The organism is Streptomyces sp. NPDC091281 (assembly GCF_044757425.1).
Classification (GTDB): Bacteria; Actinomycetota; Actinomycetes; order Streptomycetales; family Streptomycetaceae; genus Streptomyces.
Genome location: NZ_JBIVUY010000008.1, coordinates 16124 through 31365 on the forward strand (window position 1 = coordinate 16124; position 15242 = coordinate 31365).

Annotated in this window: 11 protein-coding genes and 1 pseudogene; 5 read left to right on the forward strand and 7 right to left on the reverse strand. The window is 67.2% G+C overall.

Going from position 1 to position 15242, the window contains the following annotated elements:
* Positions 1-36: 36 nt before the first annotated feature.
* The 3 genes and pseudogenes from ACIQPQ_RS21280 to ACIQPQ_RS21290 form a co-directional block, all read right to left on the reverse strand.
* Positions 37-1101 (reverse strand): macro domain-containing protein, encoded by a 1065-nt coding sequence (locus ACIQPQ_RS21280; RefSeq protein ID WP_401306447.1) that lies wholly within the window; start codon positions 1099-1101, stop codon positions 37-39.
* 40 nt (positions 1102-1141) lie between these two features.
* A complete protein-coding gene (locus ACIQPQ_RS21285; RefSeq protein ID WP_401306450.1) occupies positions 1142-1798 on the reverse strand; it encodes a DUF4433 domain-containing protein in 657 nt (218 codons plus the stop codon).
* A 779-nt stretch (positions 1799-2577) separates the two neighbouring features.
* Positions 2578-3326 (reverse strand): annotated as a pseudogene (locus ACIQPQ_RS21290) (transposase family protein).
* Between the two features lie 484 nt (positions 3327-3810).
* Here ACIQPQ_RS21290 and ACIQPQ_RS21295 point away from each other — a divergent pair.
* Positions 3811-5880 carry a pentapeptide repeat-containing protein gene (locus tag ACIQPQ_RS21295; protein WP_401305943.1) on the forward strand — a complete coding sequence of 690 codons (2070 nt, stop codon included), beginning with the start codon at positions 3811-3813 and terminating at the stop codon, positions 5878-5880.
* Between the two features lie 549 nt (positions 5881-6429).
* Here ACIQPQ_RS21295 and ACIQPQ_RS21300 read toward each other — a convergent pair.
* Both ACIQPQ_RS21300 and ACIQPQ_RS21305 read right to left on the reverse strand, forming a co-directional pair.
* Complete coding sequence (locus ACIQPQ_RS21300) at positions 6430-8265, reverse strand: sensor histidine kinase (protein WP_401305945.1); 1836 nt, start codon at positions 8263-8265, stop codon at positions 6430-6432.
* Between the two features lie 37 nt (positions 8266-8302).
* Positions 8303-9055 (reverse strand): response regulator transcription factor, encoded by a 753-nt coding sequence (locus ACIQPQ_RS21305; protein WP_401305947.1) that lies wholly within the window; start codon positions 9053-9055, stop codon positions 8303-8305.
* A 90-nt stretch (positions 9056-9145) separates the two neighbouring features.
* Here ACIQPQ_RS21305 and ACIQPQ_RS21310 point away from each other — a divergent pair, with 90 nt between their 5' ends.
* The 4 genes from ACIQPQ_RS21310 (at position 9146) to ACIQPQ_RS21325 (ending at position 13104) form a co-directional block, all read left to right on the forward strand.
* On the forward strand, positions 9146-9790 hold the full coding sequence (locus ACIQPQ_RS21310; RefSeq protein ID WP_401305949.1) for a hypothetical protein: 645 nt from the start codon (positions 9146-9148) through the stop codon (positions 9788-9790).
* Positions 9777-11102, forward strand: coding sequence for a peptidoglycan-binding protein (locus ACIQPQ_RS21315; RefSeq protein WP_401305951.1), 1326 nt, complete (start codon positions 9777-9779; stop codon positions 11100-11102). The genes ACIQPQ_RS21310 and ACIQPQ_RS21315 overlap by 14 nt, the downstream gene beginning before the upstream one ends.
* Before the next feature lie 116 nt (positions 11103-11218).
* A complete protein-coding gene (locus ACIQPQ_RS21320) occupies positions 11219-11869 on the forward strand; it encodes an ABC transporter ATP-binding protein (RefSeq protein ID WP_401306452.1) in 651 nt (216 codons plus the stop codon).
* On the forward strand, positions 11869-13104 hold the full coding sequence (locus ACIQPQ_RS21325; protein WP_401305952.1) for an ABC transporter permease: 1236 nt from the start codon (positions 11869-11871) through the stop codon (positions 13102-13104). The genes ACIQPQ_RS21320 and ACIQPQ_RS21325 overlap by 1 nt, the downstream gene beginning before the upstream one ends.
* Positions 13105-13662: 558 nt before the next feature.
* On the opposite strand, the gene ACIQPQ_RS21330 is transcribed toward ACIQPQ_RS21325, so the two are convergent.
* Together ACIQPQ_RS21330 and ACIQPQ_RS21335 are read right to left on the reverse strand one after the other, a co-directional pair.
* The gene (locus tag ACIQPQ_RS21330) at positions 13663-14076 is read right to left on the reverse strand and encodes an NUDIX hydrolase (RefSeq protein WP_401305954.1); all 414 of its coding nucleotides are present in this window, start codon (positions 14074-14076) and stop codon (positions 13663-13665) included.
* 340 nt (positions 14077-14416) lie between these two features.
* Positions 14417-15004 (reverse strand): class IV adenylate cyclase, encoded by a 588-nt coding sequence (locus ACIQPQ_RS21335; protein WP_401305956.1) that lies wholly within the window; start codon positions 15002-15004, stop codon positions 14417-14419.
* Positions 15005-15242 lie beyond the last annotated feature (238 nt).

Sequence of the window (15242 nt, forward strand, 5' to 3'; positions counted from 1 at the left end):
TTCGTTGCCCCGGTCTTTTCCTGATGCGCCGACGAATCAAACAGAGGAAAGCTCCTCAAGAGCCGCTTCGATGCTCTCATCAGCCTGGACTTCGATCCAACGCCGTGTGGCCAGGTTCACGATCGCCCGAAGGATGTCCTCCCGACGCAGAGGGGGCTTCCGTTGAACCTTCCAAAGTTCAACGGCGCGAAGCACCTCTGATGCGGTAGGCGTCCTGCCGTATTTCCTCGCTAGAAAATCGGTCGTGAAATGCACGGTTGCGGCGATTTCCGCTTGGGTGGTGTCGAATCGAGCAACTAGATCACATGTCGCGTCGATCGCATCACTCCACTTGGAAAGATATTCGCCGTACTCATTTTGCGCGTTCCCAAAAGTGTCACCAACGCGTACTTCAAATCTGCTGCCAGATTGAATTTCGGTGATGATTCCATTGTTCTGCAGCCGGGCGATAGCTGGCTTCAGTTTAGCCGCGAACGGTCCATAACTGGCTCGCTCATACTCAAGGTCGGTTGGAATACCTGCGGCGGTAGCAAAATACGCGATCTTCTGGAACATCACTCGCCCGACCGGCCATCGGTACGCTTGCTGTTCCAGTCGCGCCAGAATTTCCACCAGGCCGACTTCCCACGGAGCGATACGGGAATCGGATCGCTCTTGAGGTACTTGCCAGAGGTCTAGCTGCTCCGGTCCATCAATTTTCTCCCCAAAGGGAGCGTACAGCTCCACCGGAATCGTCAGACGTTCGAGGTGTTCCATGAGCGTAGGCTTCACAACCGACCATTCCAACTGCCCATTTCCACATCCCAGGGGCGGGACTGCCAGGCTCTTGAGCCCCCACTCATGATAGTGGTCTTCCAGGTACTCAAGGCCAGCCACGATGTCGCTTAGCTTGCTCACGCTGCGCCAGTGACCCTTGGTCGGGAAATTAATGACCAAGTGCCCTGCGACTTCAAACGGATACGGCTTACCTAGATGCAGTTGCCCCGCACGGCATCGCTGGACGTAGTCCGCAAACATTTCGGGGTACGCCTTTTTGAAAGCGAGGGCGATACCCTTACCCATGACACCGACCGTGTTAACAGTGTTAATCAAGCCATGCATTGGCGACCGCAGAAGGTCACCCTGAACGATTCGCACACTGCTACCGGAGGTAGACACTTTTATTCACCTCCACTTTCCAGCTTGGTTGTGAATCGACACACCACCGCTGATCGCTTTCCGATAGAGTATAGCAACCATTGATGTAATCCGGCAATACGCGCGTTGGCACTAGCACCTCGGCGCAACGCTGACGCTTGCGCTCATGATATTCAATAACATCCGCGTGAGTCCAATACTCGGCAAACACGCGATTTTCATCAAGGTAGTCAAGACCTTGCGGTGCCGAGAGAAAGCGCGTGGGCCCACTTGCCGCGTTGCCGTCCGTGATGACAACATTGGGAAGATCAAGCACCTCATGCCGGACTCGAAGAACGACCAGTCCAGTCTTGCCGTCATATAGAAGCTTCGACATCATCGGGTTTCTAGCGTCGAAATAGAGATTCGCATAAGAGTGTAGAAGATTGCCACCTGGCACACTTTTACCTTTGCGCAGATCTTGGATCACCTCCCAGGCAACTGATTTATGGTCCAATCTTTCCGCTTCGATATGGCTGAGAATTCCGAACGTGCCAATCGAGCGCAAATTTTCCTTCGGCGTGATGTAGTGCAGTTCCTTGATTCTGTCTCGATGCATACCGCCCCCTCCCCAGAAGGTTTCCAGTGTTCCACATGGGGGCCCAATGCCGAAGGTCAACACCAAGCTGGCTTCCAAGACCAGCCGGCGCCACGGGGGCAGGGCATTCGGATGCTACGTCGAGCCACTGACACCCGGGGAGGCAAGCACTCTCGACATACCCTCAGCCGGGCTCGGTCCCTGCCATGACGTCCATGCCGTACCGAAGGGGCAGTGTGTCCGTCTGCGACTGCCGTTCGTTGTCCTGGTCTTTGTCCAGTGCGCAGACGGCCGCCACCGTTCACCGCAGTTCGCACACCCGCTCTGACCTACCGTGCGAACCTGCGTGAACGCCCCCGGACGGCCGCGCGGACAGTTGGAAAGCGTGTTGGGGGCAACCCCTCACGAGTTCGAATCTCGTATCCTCCGCCAGTGCCTCACCGGGCACGATGTCGAAGGGCCCCACCGTTCGCGGTGGGGCCCTTCGTCGTGGTCCGTCTCACTTGCCGTCTCAGTGGAGATCAGTGTTCAAGGTCGGCCGCGATGCTGGACACTCGGTCAGGGAAGCGAAGACGTATCCCTTGTCCTCCCAGTCGGCACCGGCCGCTTTCTTCTCCTTCTCCTGCACCTCCTGGTGTTGGCGGAGGAGCTTGATCAGTGGGTTAGGCAGACCGATCGTGCGACGACCGGCGCGGGACTTGGTGGACTTGTGCTCGCGGCGGGTCTGCTGCTTCTGGGGGCAGTAGCCAGCTTTCCGGCCGCACGGGTTGTCGCCGCAGCCGTGGGCGTACTTGGGGCGGAGCCGGTTCTTGCAGATGCGGACGTATCCCGCGTCCAGGTCGACGTCTTCCCAGTGAGCGTTTTCAGCGTTGCCTCTCCTGGGTGAGGACGGCTTTGGTGATGACGGTCATGCGGTTGGGGCTGATCCGGGACCTGCGGAAGATCTGCCAGGACTTCAGCCTTGCCGTGCCGCGTTCGACCGGTGCCCGGGCTGCGGCCAGGGCCCGATTGACGGCGCGCCGGGTGAGGGCGAGTTCACCAGCCGGTGGCTGCTTCAGTCCGGTCGTGGCCCCGGGGCCGCCGCCCTGGTAGGCGCGGTCGGCGAGGATCGGGGCGCCCTGACGCCCGCAGATTCGGATGATGCGGTGGGCGCGGGTCGCGGTCGGGTCGTGGGTGCGGCCCGGCAGCGCGGGCGAGATCCACCGGATCGTGCTCGCGGGGGCGGTGACGACCTGGACGTTCACGCCGTGCCGGCGGTGCTTGGCCGGGCAGTCGGCCGGGCTGCCGCCGACGCGGTCGCACTCGGCGAGGGTCCCGTCCGGCAGGACGGACTCCGGATCGTGCTCGCGCGGAGTCTTGGGCAGGCCCGGCACGCGGTCGGCGAGCAGGCCGGGCACGGCGGCGGCATACGCGTGGGCGGTGCCGGCAGATGTCCCGAGGCCGGAGGCGATCCGGGTGAGGGTGTCGTGGCGGCGCAGGTGCACCAGAGCGACGAGCGCCCGCTGGTGCGGCGGGAGTCTGCACCGTCGGTCACCCTCACGGGTGACGATGAGCATCGTGACCCGCTCGACGAGGCCGTGCGGGAGGCCGGTGCGGCAGGACAGGGAACCAACAGGATTCTTGTGCCGATGGGCTGAGACTGCGAACACTTCCCCAACGGCACGGCAGCCCTGTGCGTTGCGGCCCTCACCTCGACCTCAACGGCGTCACCCGATCAGTGACCACCCTGAACGCTCAATGATGGAGAGCCCGCCGCCTTCCGGACACTGACCCCTGCCCCGATCAAGTCCGAGGCCGCGAGGTGAACTTGCTCAGACCGGGCCCGAACCTCGGCCGTCAGCTCATCGCCATCGGCGCACCTCACCACAGCGCCGTAGCGCGGGCACCTACCGTCGCCACCGGACGTAACCGCACTCTGCCATTAGGACACTGGCAGTGATCACCGCAACCGGCTACCAGCCGCTTCGCGTCCCTTAGGCATGACCGGGACTCCCGACACAACCAGCACAACACCCTCCTGGCCACACTGCGGGCGCAACACGTTGTCGGACGGCATCGGGTGCCGCGGCCGCCGCGTCGAGCCGTACGCTGCCTGCTTGGCCCACCTCAGCGACAGTGATCGCTGCACCCATCTCGCCAGCCTTGAGCCTGGAGCAGATCTCGATCACCGGGGCACTCCCTTCACCGAGAAACTGCTGAGTGATTTGCTTTCCGCGGTCAGGGATCCCATCACCAATTGGCCTTTCATAGGACAAGCCCAGTTTGAAGAGGCACAGTTCAGCGGGCATGCTCGGTTTGATCAGGTGAAGATCAGCGGCGATGCTGGATTCGATCGGGTTGAGATCCGGCAAAATGCCAGTTTCGAACGAGTTGTGATTGGCGGAGACGCCCGGTTCGAGCAGGCGAAAATCGGCGCTCACGCGACATTCGCCCGCGCCATGATCGGTGGCAATGCAGTGTTCCGGTTGGCAAACATCGGAGGAAACGTCGAGTTCCACTTGGCAGAGGTTGACGGTGATGCCTACTTTCACCGGGCGACGATCGCCGCCAATTCCGAATTCAATCGAGTCAAGATCGAAGGAAAGGCCGATTTCAGCCGCGCGGAGATTGGTGGCCACACCCGGTTCAACTCGGCGAAGATCAGCTCCGTCGCAGAGTTCGACCGAGTAAAGTTCGGTGGCGACGTTGTTTTCGTCCGGGCGGTTATCGGAAAATCCGCTCGGTTTGTCTGGGGGGAGACCGGTGGTCACGCTGATTTCAAATGGGTGAAGATCCATGATGACGCCGAGTTTCACGGCATAAAGATCCGCGGCCACGTTCAGTTCAGCCACGCGAGGATTGGCGGAACCGCTGGATTCAGCCGTGTCAGGGTCGAGGGTGACGCAGATTTCGACCGGGCACAGATCGGCGGCCCTGCGCAGTTCGGCCGATCAGAAATCAGCGGCCGCGCGCTGTTCCGACGGGCGCAAATCGGCCGCACTGCCCACTTCGGACGGGCGAAGATTGGCGGTGAGGCCAAATTCGATGGGACGAAGATCGGTGGCGATGCTAACTTCCAGACCGTTGTGTTCGAGCGCACCGCATCAATCGGACCGCTAATATGTCGGGGGACGCTGGACCTTTCGGAGGCCGTGTTCGGAACTGCCGTGACTATCGAGGCAGCAACGTCCACCTTGCGCTGCCGACGGACACGGTGGGTCTCGACTGCAGCTCTACGACTACGGCACGCCGCCGTGGACCTAAGTGATGCGGTGTTGGAATATCCAGTGAGCATCTCTACCCGGTGCCGCACGTTCGCCGTAGACGGTGAGGAAATGACAGAGACCGGTTTCTCAGACCCTCGCGTACGAGCGATATCTCTGCGTGGCGTGGACGCGGCGCACCTCGTGCTGACCGATATTGATCTCACCGAATGCCTATTCGCCGGGACTGTTCACCTTGACCAGCTGCGGTTGGAGGGAAAATGCCCCCTCGCACCCGTTCCCACAGGGGTACGTTGGCGCGGCTGGCCGGCGCACTGGACACCACGGAGGACGCTGGCTGAAGAACACCATTGGCGTGCTTCTCGTGGCTCCGCCTCTAGCGGCTGGACATCCGCTCCGGACGGGGCAGAGGTGCTTGAGCCAGCCGCACTCGCGCCGGTGTACCGGCAACTACGCAAAGCCTTCGAGGACAGCAAGGACGAGCCTGGTGCCGCCGACTTCTACTACGGTGAGATGGAGATGCGCCGTCACGACCGCGAAACCCCTCGCGCCGAGCGAGCGTTGCTCAGCGCATACTGGGCGCTTTCTGGCTACGGACTACGGGCTTCCCGCGCCTTGGGGTGGCTAGTGGCGGGCATGCTCGCCACTGTGTTCGTGATGATGCTGTGGGGTCTGCCTCAGAACGACCCACAGTCGAATGCCATGGGCACGCTGACTGGCGATAGCATCACGATGACCACTGACACGCCTGCTCCGGTAAACCCACAAGGTCCCTATCACGATCGTCTCTCGACCAAACGCTTTGAGAAATCCTTGCGAGTAGTTATCAATTCAGTTGTCTTCCGGTCCTCTGATCAGGAACTGACCACTGCCGGTACCTACACTGAGATGGTTTCCCGACTCACCGAGCCGGTCCTCCTCGGTCTTGCCGCCCTTGCTATCCGCGGACGGGTAAAACGTTAGTCGGCTCCACAACAGCGCTCCCCGAGTGAAGGGCAGTTCAAGGCCCGGGGTGTGCTGATCCGCCGAGCCGGTGGCGGGGCGCAGGTCTGCCCTTCTGGTCGCAGTCTTTCCCCGTCGGCGCCGAACGCGGCTCGTCGTGCGTCCTCCCCACGCAGGCAGGAGCCGAGGTGCACGGGCCAGAACAACGGGTCGTCCAGGTAGGCGTCGCCCCGCACCAAGGGGCCGCCTTCGTATCCGGGGATCTTGAGCACGTGCAGATGATGGCACGCGGGACAGCCATGGCGTCAGGAGCGAGGCTCGCCCTCTTCCGTCTCAGTTTCCGTCTCATTCAGCGCCGTTCGCGGACGTTCGGACAAGACCGGAGCCAGTCGCCGCCAGCTCAACCGGCCGCCCATGAACGCAGGTGAACGGCCCCGTCCGGGGCGCCCGGCCCAACCACCACAGTTGGAAAGCGTCTTGGGGGCAACCCCTCACGAGTTCGAATCTCGTATCCTCCGCCAGTGCCTGACGCGGGCAGCGCGGCTCCCGGCGGCCGGCCGGCGCGGGACGTCACGGGGGCAGGCGGACGGTGACGGCCGTACCCGCGCCTGGTGTGCTGGCGGCGGACGCGCTTCCGCCGTGGGCCTCGGCGAGCTTGCGGACGATCGACAGGCCCAGACCGCTTCCGCCGGTCTGCCGGCTGCGCGACTTCTCACCGCGCCAGAACCGGTCGAAGAGGTACGGGAGATCCTCGGGCGCGATGCCACTGCCGGTGTCGGCGACCTCGATCACGACCTGTGCGCCCGTGCTGAGGGCGCGCAGGGCGATGATGTCGCCGGGGCCGGTGTGGCGCACCGCGTTGGACACCAGGTTCCCGATCATCTGCCGCAGCCGGACCGGGTCGGCGTTCGCTCCGAGCCCCTCGGCGACCTCGACGGTGATCGTCACCCCGCCGCTCTCGGCGCGGGCCCGGTGCGCGGCGGCCACCTGGTGCAGCACGTCGGCGACCCACAGGGGCTCCGGGTACAGGGCCAGGGTGCCGGCGTCGGCGGCGGACAGGTCCTGGAGGTCGTCGATGATGTGCTGGAGCAGCATGGCCTCCTCCAGCATGGATGAGGTCACCGTTTCGTCTACGTCCAGCACACCGTCCTGGGTGGCTTCCAGGGTGCTGCGGATGGTACTCAGCGGGGTGCGCAGTTCGTGGGCGATGTCCGCGGCCATGGCAGTGCGCAGCCTCTCGGCGCGGGCGCGGTGCTCGGACAGGGAGTTGAACGCGGCGGTCAGCTCGCCGATCTCGTCCCGGGTGGTGACCGGGACCCGCACGTCGGTCCCGTCCGTCTGGCGTGCCGCCTGCGTCAGAGCCCGGAGCGGTCTGACCAGCCGGGTGCCGACCAGGACGGTCACCGCGATGGTGAGGAGCAGGACGCACGCGGTGACGGTGACGATGCGGGAGGTGTTGGCGGGTGAGAGGTCGAAGCCGGGGATCGGCGAGTGGGGGTCGCTGCTGACGTACAGCTGGGCGGCGGGTGCCACGGAGGAGGTGAGCTGTTCGCGTCGGCTGCTGTCCACACAGTTCTGGGCCGCGACGGTGCTGCCCGCCTGCCGGGGCAGCGGGCGGAGCGGGAGGAAGTCGGCGCCCAGGAGGAACCGGGGCAGGTGCCGGCGGGTCAGACAGTCGGCCAGCAGGGTGTTGAGTTCGGCGAGGGCGGCGCGCTCACTCGCGGTGGGTGTGTTCAGGGCGTCGAGGCCGCAGGACTGGGCCATCTTGAAGGGGACTGTGGCGAATTCGCCTCTCTCGATCTTTTCGCCGAGCGAAGTGTGGTCGGTGAGGGTGATACGCGGGCGTCCGGAGGCGGTGACGTCCCGGCTGAAGGTCAGTTTTTCCTTCTCCAGGCACGCGGCGGCCTTGTCGGCCATGTCGGCGAGGCGGTGCCGGACCGCCGCGGACAGTCGGTAGGGGCCCACGACGTGCGGGTCGATGCGGCCGGGCTCGTTGTCCGCCGAGGGGGCGAGTACCGGGTCGGTGCGCAGGGGGTCGATGACGGCGAACACCTGCGACGGCGGGTTGCCCGCGCTGCTGTCGGAGTCGGCGATCGTCTGGTGCTGCCCGTCCCGGGTGGTGAGAACGATGCGACGCTGGGTGTGGCGTGCGAGGTCGGCGATCAGGCTGGTGGCGCCCGTCCAGTCGCGATGGGTCGCGGCGTAGCCCATCAGTTTCCGGTAGACCTCGGCATCGTCGGTGAGGACCTGGCCCTGCTGCTGGTGGAGCGCGGCAGCGGTGCTGCGGACGGCGAGCCAGGCGGTGGCGCAGATCGCGCACACGGCGATCAGCAGGGCCGAGGCCAGCAACCGGAACATCAGGCTGCGGCGCAGGGGCAGACGGGCGCGGGGCCGGTCACGCGTCACGGTGCGGGGCCGGTCAGGCGTCACGGTGCGGGGCCGGTCAGGCGTCACGGTGCGGGCCCGATGACGGGTCGTCCGGTATACGGGAAGAGGCCGGGTCGGTGGCGGTACCGCCGGAGAGCTTGTACCCCACCCCGTAGACGGTCAGCAGGTGTGCCGGCCGGCGTGGGTCGGGCTCGATCTTCTTCCGCAGGTTGAGCACGTGGACGTCCACCGTGCGCTCGGTGATGAAGTCGGCGGAGCCGTGCGTGCGGCCGAGGAGCTGCCGTCTGGTGAAGACCTGGCCCGGCTCCGTGGCAAGCGCCGCCAGGATGTCGAACTCCCCGGCGGTGCACTCCACCGCCCGACCGTCGAGGCTCACCGTACGGCGGGCCGGGTCCACCAGGAGCGGGCCCGCGCGCAGGACGGGTGACCGCGCGGGGGTGAAGCGTTCGGCCCGCCGCAGCAGGCTGCGTATCCGGGCCATCAACTCGCGAGGGCTGTAGGGCTTGGTCAGGTAGTCGTCCGCACCGAGGTCGAGGGCGAGCAGGAGGTCGTTCTCCGTGCTGCGGGCGGTGAGCACCAGTACCGGCACCGCTGATTCGCGACGCAGGATGCGGCATACGTCCAGGCCGTCGACCACGGGCATCATCACGTCGAGGACCAGCAGGTCGGGGGGAGCCTGGCGGACCTGCTCCAGAGCGGCCCGCCCGTCGTGCACGAGGCGTGCCGAGTGTCCCTCCCGTTCCAGGTAGCGGCCGATGATCCCGGCCTGTTTGGTGTCGTCCTCGGCCACCAGGACATATGCGCACATGGAAGGGAAGCCTAGGCACCGGACGGCGGAAGACAAGGCGCTGACGGCAGGCTGACATTTCCTTCATAAGTGTCCGCCACGGTGACGGGCATGGATCGACACCAGCTCAAGGACACCGCGGTCCGCCCGCGAAGGGGTCTCAGCCCGCGAGGGGGCTTCACTGATCCGGTGTGCCTCGCCGTCGCCGTCGGCGCTTTCTCGCTGGCCCTCCTGACCGGTTGCGGCGGCGGGAAGGACGGGGCAGCCACGGGATCGGATCCCGATGTCGCCTCCCTCAGCAGCGCACCGGCGAACACCAGCGGCTCCGCGGGCGGGACGGCGTCCGACACCGGCGGCTCCGGCCGCCCCCAGCTGCGCCTGGACAGCAGCCAGGAGGAGAAGGTGAAGCTGTCCAACGCCTTCAACGCCTGCTTGGAGAAGAACGGCTTCCACCGCTTCCAGAAGATCATCAAGGACGGGTTCCGTGTTCCCAACACCGAGGATCCGACGTACACGCCGGCCGCGAACAAGTGCGAAAACCTGATGCCCCTTCCGCCACCGGAGCTGGATCCGAAGACCAACCCGCACTACATGGACGACTACCGCAAGGAGATCGCCTGCCTGCACCGCCACCACTACATGGTGATCCCCCTGGCGGACGGCGGGGGCTGGGACCTCCCGGAGGGCCCGATCCCGCCGAATGCCCGGGAGCTGGAGAAGCGCTGCGAACTGGAGGGCTTCGGTGGCAAGGACTAGGCGGACGCCGTCGCGTCGCACCCTGGCCATCGCCGCCGCCGTGACGGCCGTGATCGGGCTCGGAGGCGCCGGCATCGGTCTCGCCCGGACCGGCGACGGCGACCATCCGTCGGCCGGTGCGCCGATCGCCGTAGGGTCGGCCCGCGTCACCAGGGCCGACCTGTCCGACTCGGTGGCCCTCAGCGGCAGCCTCGGCTTCGGACCCCCCCGAACCTTCCGGGGGTCCGGCAAGGGCATCGTCACCTGGCTGCCACCGGCGGGGACGACTGTGGGCCGGGGCCGGGAGCTGTACCGGGCCGACGACCACGCGGTGGTGGTCTTCTTCGGGACCACACCCCTGTTCCGGACGCTGGACACGGAGGGCATGGTGGGACGCGACGTGAAGGTCGTCGCGGACAACCTGCGTGCCCTCGGCTACGACACCGGGACGCAGCCCGCCATCGGCAGCGTGATCACCCCGCGGCCTGCACAGAACAGAGACGAGGACTCCTCGTCCGGTGAGAAGGACACCTCATCCGGTGGGAAGGACACCGCCTCCGGTGAGAAGGACGCCGCATCCGGTGAGAAGGACACCGCCGAGGCACCCTCCACCGATCCCTCCACCGGTCCCTCCGGCGACTCCGTCGGCGACCCCTCCGGGATGCCGGTCAGCACGGCCTCCCCGGCCGCCGTGCGCGTCGAGCGCGGCGACGCCGTGCTGACGAGCGGGCTGATAGCCGCGGTCAAGCGCTGGCAGCGTGACCGGGGCCTGCCCGCCACCGGCGTCCTGAGCGACGCCGACGTGGCGGTCACCGGCTCCGCGGTACGGGTCGCCGCCCTCTCGGCGCAGGTCGGCGGCGATTCCGGCGAGGACCTGATGACCCTGACGGGCACCCGCAAGTGCGTGACCGTCAAGGTGGAGGAGAACCTGACCTCTTCGCTCCAACGCGGCAGACCGGTACGGGTGACGCTGGCCGACGGCACGGCCGCGGCCGGCCGCATCTCGGGGATCAGCACGTCCGTCCAGGACGGGGGTGCCGCCGAGGACGGCGACTCCGAACCGCAGCGCACCGTCACGGTGCTGCTGGACGACGCTTCCGCCCTCCGCGGCACCGACAGCGCGCCCGTGCAGGTGGAGTTCCCCGGGCGGACCCGGAAGGGCGTCCTGGTCGTGCCGCTGGGTGCGCTGGTGGCGCTGCGCGAGGGCGGGTACGCGGTGCAGAAACCCCGGGGCGGCCTGGTCGCCGTCACCACCGGACTGTTCGCCAAAGGCATGGTCGAGGTCAGCGGCAGCGGACTCACCGCCGGCATGGCCGTGGTGACGACCTCGTGACCGGCCACGCCACCGGTGAGGCGGCCGCCCGTCCCGGCACCCCCGCCCCCGCACTCCGCGCCGCGCCCGCGAGCGGGCCGGCGGCGGACGCGGTCCTCGCGGTGCGGAACGCCACCATGGCCTACCCCGGCGGGGTCACCGCGCTGGACGGCGTCTCGCTGACCATCCGCCAGGGGGAACTCCTGGCCATCACCGGGCCGTCGGGATCGGGAAAATCCACCCTGCTGAACATCATGGGCACCCTCGACCGGCCCACGAGCGGCACGGTCCACTGCGGCGGCCAGGACATCGCCACGCTCTCCGACCGGCGGCTGTCGGCCCTGCGGGGGCGGTGGCTGGGCTTCGTGTTCCAGCAGTTCCACCTCACCGACGGCCTCACGGCCGCCGAGAACGTGGAAACCGGCCTGCTGTACGCGGGGATCCCGCGCGGCGACCGGCGCCCGCTCGCCCTGGAAGCCCTGGACCGGGTCGGGCTGGCCCATCGCCACGGCCACCGCCCGCCGCAACTGTCCGGTGGGGAGCGCCAACGGGTCGCCATCGCCCGTGCCCTGGTGCACCGGCCCGCACTCGTCCTCGCCGACGAGCCGACCGGAGCCCTGGACACCGCCAACGGGAGGGCCATCCTCGAACTCCTCACCACGCTCAACGACGAGGGGACCACCGTCGCCGTCATCACCCACGACCGGGACATCGCCGCTTCCCTGCCACGCAGGGTGGAACTGCGGGACGGCCGGCTGGTCGCCGACACCCATCCGGAGCACTCCTGATGCCCACACTCCGCCCTTCGGCCCCGGTGCGGGCACGCGCCCCCCTGACCCGTCCGGCCCGGCTGTCGCCACGCGATGTCCTGGTCCTGGGCATGCTGGGCATCCGCACCCGCAAGGTCCGGGCGGCACTGTCCGCCCTGGGCATCTCGCTCGGCATCGCCACCATGATCGTGGTGACCGCTGTCCCGGCGTCGAGCCGGCAGGCGCTGCTGGACCAGCTGAGCGCGCTCGGCCCCAACATGCTCAAGGTCGAGGTGCAGAAACAGGACCCGCCCGTAGCCCTGGACGCGGGTGCCCCCGCCAGGGCATCCAGGATCGGCCCCGTCACCGCGGTCAGCGCCGTCGCCAACACCCACGCGACCGTGCACCGTTCCGACCGCACGGACCCGGCGGACTACGCCGGACTGACCGTACTGGCCACCCGGGACGACCTGCTGCCGGTGATCAACGCGACCGTGCGGGCCGGACGCTTCCTCGACCGGACGAACGAGAACTTCCCCACCGTGGTCCTCGGTTCGGTCGCCGCGGCCCGGCTGGGCTTTCCCGGACTGGGACCGGGCAAGCCCAACCAGATCTTCATCAACCACGACTGGTTCACCGTCGTCGGCATCCTCGCACGCACCCCGCTCTCTCCCGACATCGACCGCTCGGTACTCGTCGGCTGGCACACGGCGGAACGTCAACTCCGCTTCGACGGCCATCCGACCGTGCTCTACGTCAAGGCCAGGGAATCAGCGGTCGAGGACGTGCAGGCGGTCCTTCCAGCCGCCGTCAACCCCTCCCTGCCGGGAGTGGTCCAGGTGAGCCGCCCCTCGGACGCGCTCACCGCCAAGCGGGCCACCCAGAGCACGCTGTCGGCCCTCTTCCTGGCGCTCGCCGCGGTCTCTCTGCTGGTCGGCGGTATCGGGGTGGCCAACACCATGGTCATCTCCGTCCTGGAGCGCCGCCGGGAGATCGGCCTCCGCCGCGCTCTGGGAGCGCACCGCGGCCAGATCCGGCTCCAGTTCCTCACCGAGTCGGCGGCACTGTCCGGCCTCGGCGGAGCCACCGGCACCCTGCTCGGCGTGCTGGCGTCGCTCGGCTACGCCACCACCCAGGGCTGGCCACCCGTCATCCCACCGGCGACGGTGGCCGCCGGCGTCGTCGGCTCCCTGCTGGTGGGGGTGGCCGCGGGCGTCTACCCCGCGGTCAAGGCGTCCCGACTCACCCCCACCCAGGCGCTCGCCGCATCCTGACAGGAGCGTTGCGGCTCGGGTCGCAGTCACCCCCGTCCAGGCCCGTTCAGCGCGCCCTGACGGGGCGGCTCAGCCCCAGGCCAGAACTAACTCCCACGAACCCCACCGAACAGCAACACGAACAGTTGGAAAGCGTGTTGGGGCAACCTCTCACGGGTTCGAATCTCGTATCCTCCGCGCCCGCCCACCACGGCAGATGAAGGGTCCGACCGCTCAGCGGCCGGGCCCCTTCGTCGTTGGGTGGTCTCAGTTGCGCGGGACGGACAGCCGCTGCCCTCCGCGGACACACTCCAGCTGCTCGCAGCCCGCGATCAGGGCGGCCAAGGGCCTAACGGTCAAGCGCGTCGAGAGCAAGATCCTCCTGGGTACCCCGCGCGAGGCGCCTCGACAACCTACGGGCCGCACCGGCCGAGGCGGCTTCTTGAGCCGGCCAGCAGAAGGGCCGACCACAGCCTCGCTGTCGGAGGGGCGAATCAGGATGCCCAGCGGAAGCTCCACGGCCCTGAGATCGCCACCCGGACACGAGCAAGGAGCAGGGCGGCACAAGCAACTGCACGGTCAAGGGGACAGGGCATCGGCGAGATACTCCTGCACCGGCTCGAACAGCCCATACGGCACGTACCCCGGGATCCCGTCCGGCGCGACCCAGGCAAGCTCGGCCAGCTCCTCGGTATCAGCGACATGAGCTGTGCCGCCCATGATCCGGCAGGCGGTGTACGACATGAGTCGGCCCGTCTTGGGGTGAACGCGCTCACCGAGCAGTTTGACCGCCTCCACGATCAACCCCGTCTCTTCCTGAGTCTCCCGCACGGCGGCGGCCTCACGCTCCTCGCCGGGCTCGACCTCGCCGGCGGGGAACTGCCAGGAGAGCTGCCCTTCGCTGACCCGGCGGCGGACCATGAGCACCCGGCCTTCGTGAACGACGATGGCGGCGGCGATGCCCGGCCGCTCGTCCGTGCTCTGCTGCGCCACGTCTGCTCCTCCAGGGCGCCCAGGATGGGTGGAAAGATCGTATCGACGCAGATGAACCGAGGCACCGCGCTTCTGGGCACCCGCATGGGGACTGCGCCCGAACGCGCCCCGCGCACCGGAAACCGTGGGCCCCGGCGGCGCCGGTTGGGGTGGGCTGTCCTCTCGAAGGTGGGACGGCCAGGCCCGTTCTTGTAGCTGGCGGATGCAGGGGCCGCAGGCGTACATGGGCGCCTGGGCGCCGACGACGCTGGCGGGGCCGATCCACAGAACGCGCGTCCACCACTGCCCTCAGTAGAGCCAGCAGACCCCGTCCGTGAACATCGCCCCTCCGCCTGTGCGATCAACGGCCCTGGGCCGCAGGAGAGGCGACTTCCTGCTTCTCGGCGTCGGAGAACAGGAGAGTGGGGTCGGCGAGGATGTCGCGGCCCGACTCGCTCTTGTAGATCTCGTCGACGCTGCCGAACCGGGCCTGGGAGTAGTCGAGATCCAGCAGCACGGCGGCCTGCCGCACCGATGCCTCGTCGGGCCCCTCGATCTCCAGGAAGGTGGGCAGGTCGGGCCAGGTGTCGAAGTCGAAGGCGACCTCACCCAGGCGCCATTCCTCGCGGTAGTTCTCCTGGTAGCGCACCTCGGTGAGGCCGACCCGTCGCAGGATGTCGGCCATGGCGTGCAGATCGGTGACCTCGGTCTCGATCTCCTTGGTGCCGTCGATGGTCGTAGCGTCGGTGACCTGCTTCAGCGTGAGCGTCGAGCGGGTGCCCTCATCGCGAAGGCGGATCCAGGCACCGCCGTCCAACGAGTCGTTCTCGAAGATCTTGCGCGTGAGAAGCGTGCGGGGGAAAGCCTGGACGGCGCCGAGGGAGGACAGTTTCGCCTGGAGACCGGCGGTGTCCACGGCAAGGAACTTCGCTTCGTACTCGTGCTTCATGGGGGATCTTCTCTCTCAGAGGTGGGTGGTCAGGGGGACTTTCGCGCTGCCGTCAGCAGGCCCATGCGATGGGTGTGATCGTGCGGCTGTCCGATGTGGGGCCGCTCGGTGAAGGAGCGGGTTTCCTCCAATCTGCTCGATGAGTACGTCTCGTATCTTCCGACGCCGCCGGAGTAGCCCGCACGAACGTCACATAACCGCGCGGCCTTCCCTGGCGGTTTGATGCTGTGGGCGGTGC

Coding starts and splice junctions, on each gene's coding strand:
- ACIQPQ_RS21335 (WP_401305956.1), bottom strand. CDS start 15,004: ATGAAGCACGAGTACGAAGCGAAGTTCCTTGCCGTGGACACCGCCGGT.
- ACIQPQ_RS21280 (WP_401306447.1), bottom strand. CDS start 1,101: ATGCATGGCTTGATTAACACTGTTAACACGGTCGGTGTCATGGGTAAG.
- ACIQPQ_RS21325 (WP_401305952.1), top strand. CDS start 11,869: ATGCCCACACTCCGCCCTTCGGCCCCGGTGCGGGCACGCGCCCCCCTG.
- ACIQPQ_RS21310 (WP_401305949.1), top strand. CDS start 9,146: ATGGATCGACACCAGCTCAAGGACACCGCGGTCCGCCCGCGAAGGGGT.
- ACIQPQ_RS21320 (WP_401306452.1), top strand. CDS start 11,219: ATGGCCTACCCCGGCGGGGTCACCGCGCTGGACGGCGTCTCGCTGACC.
- ACIQPQ_RS21305 (WP_401305947.1), bottom strand. CDS start 9,055: ATGTGCGCATATGTCCTGGTGGCCGAGGACGACACCAAACAGGCCGGG.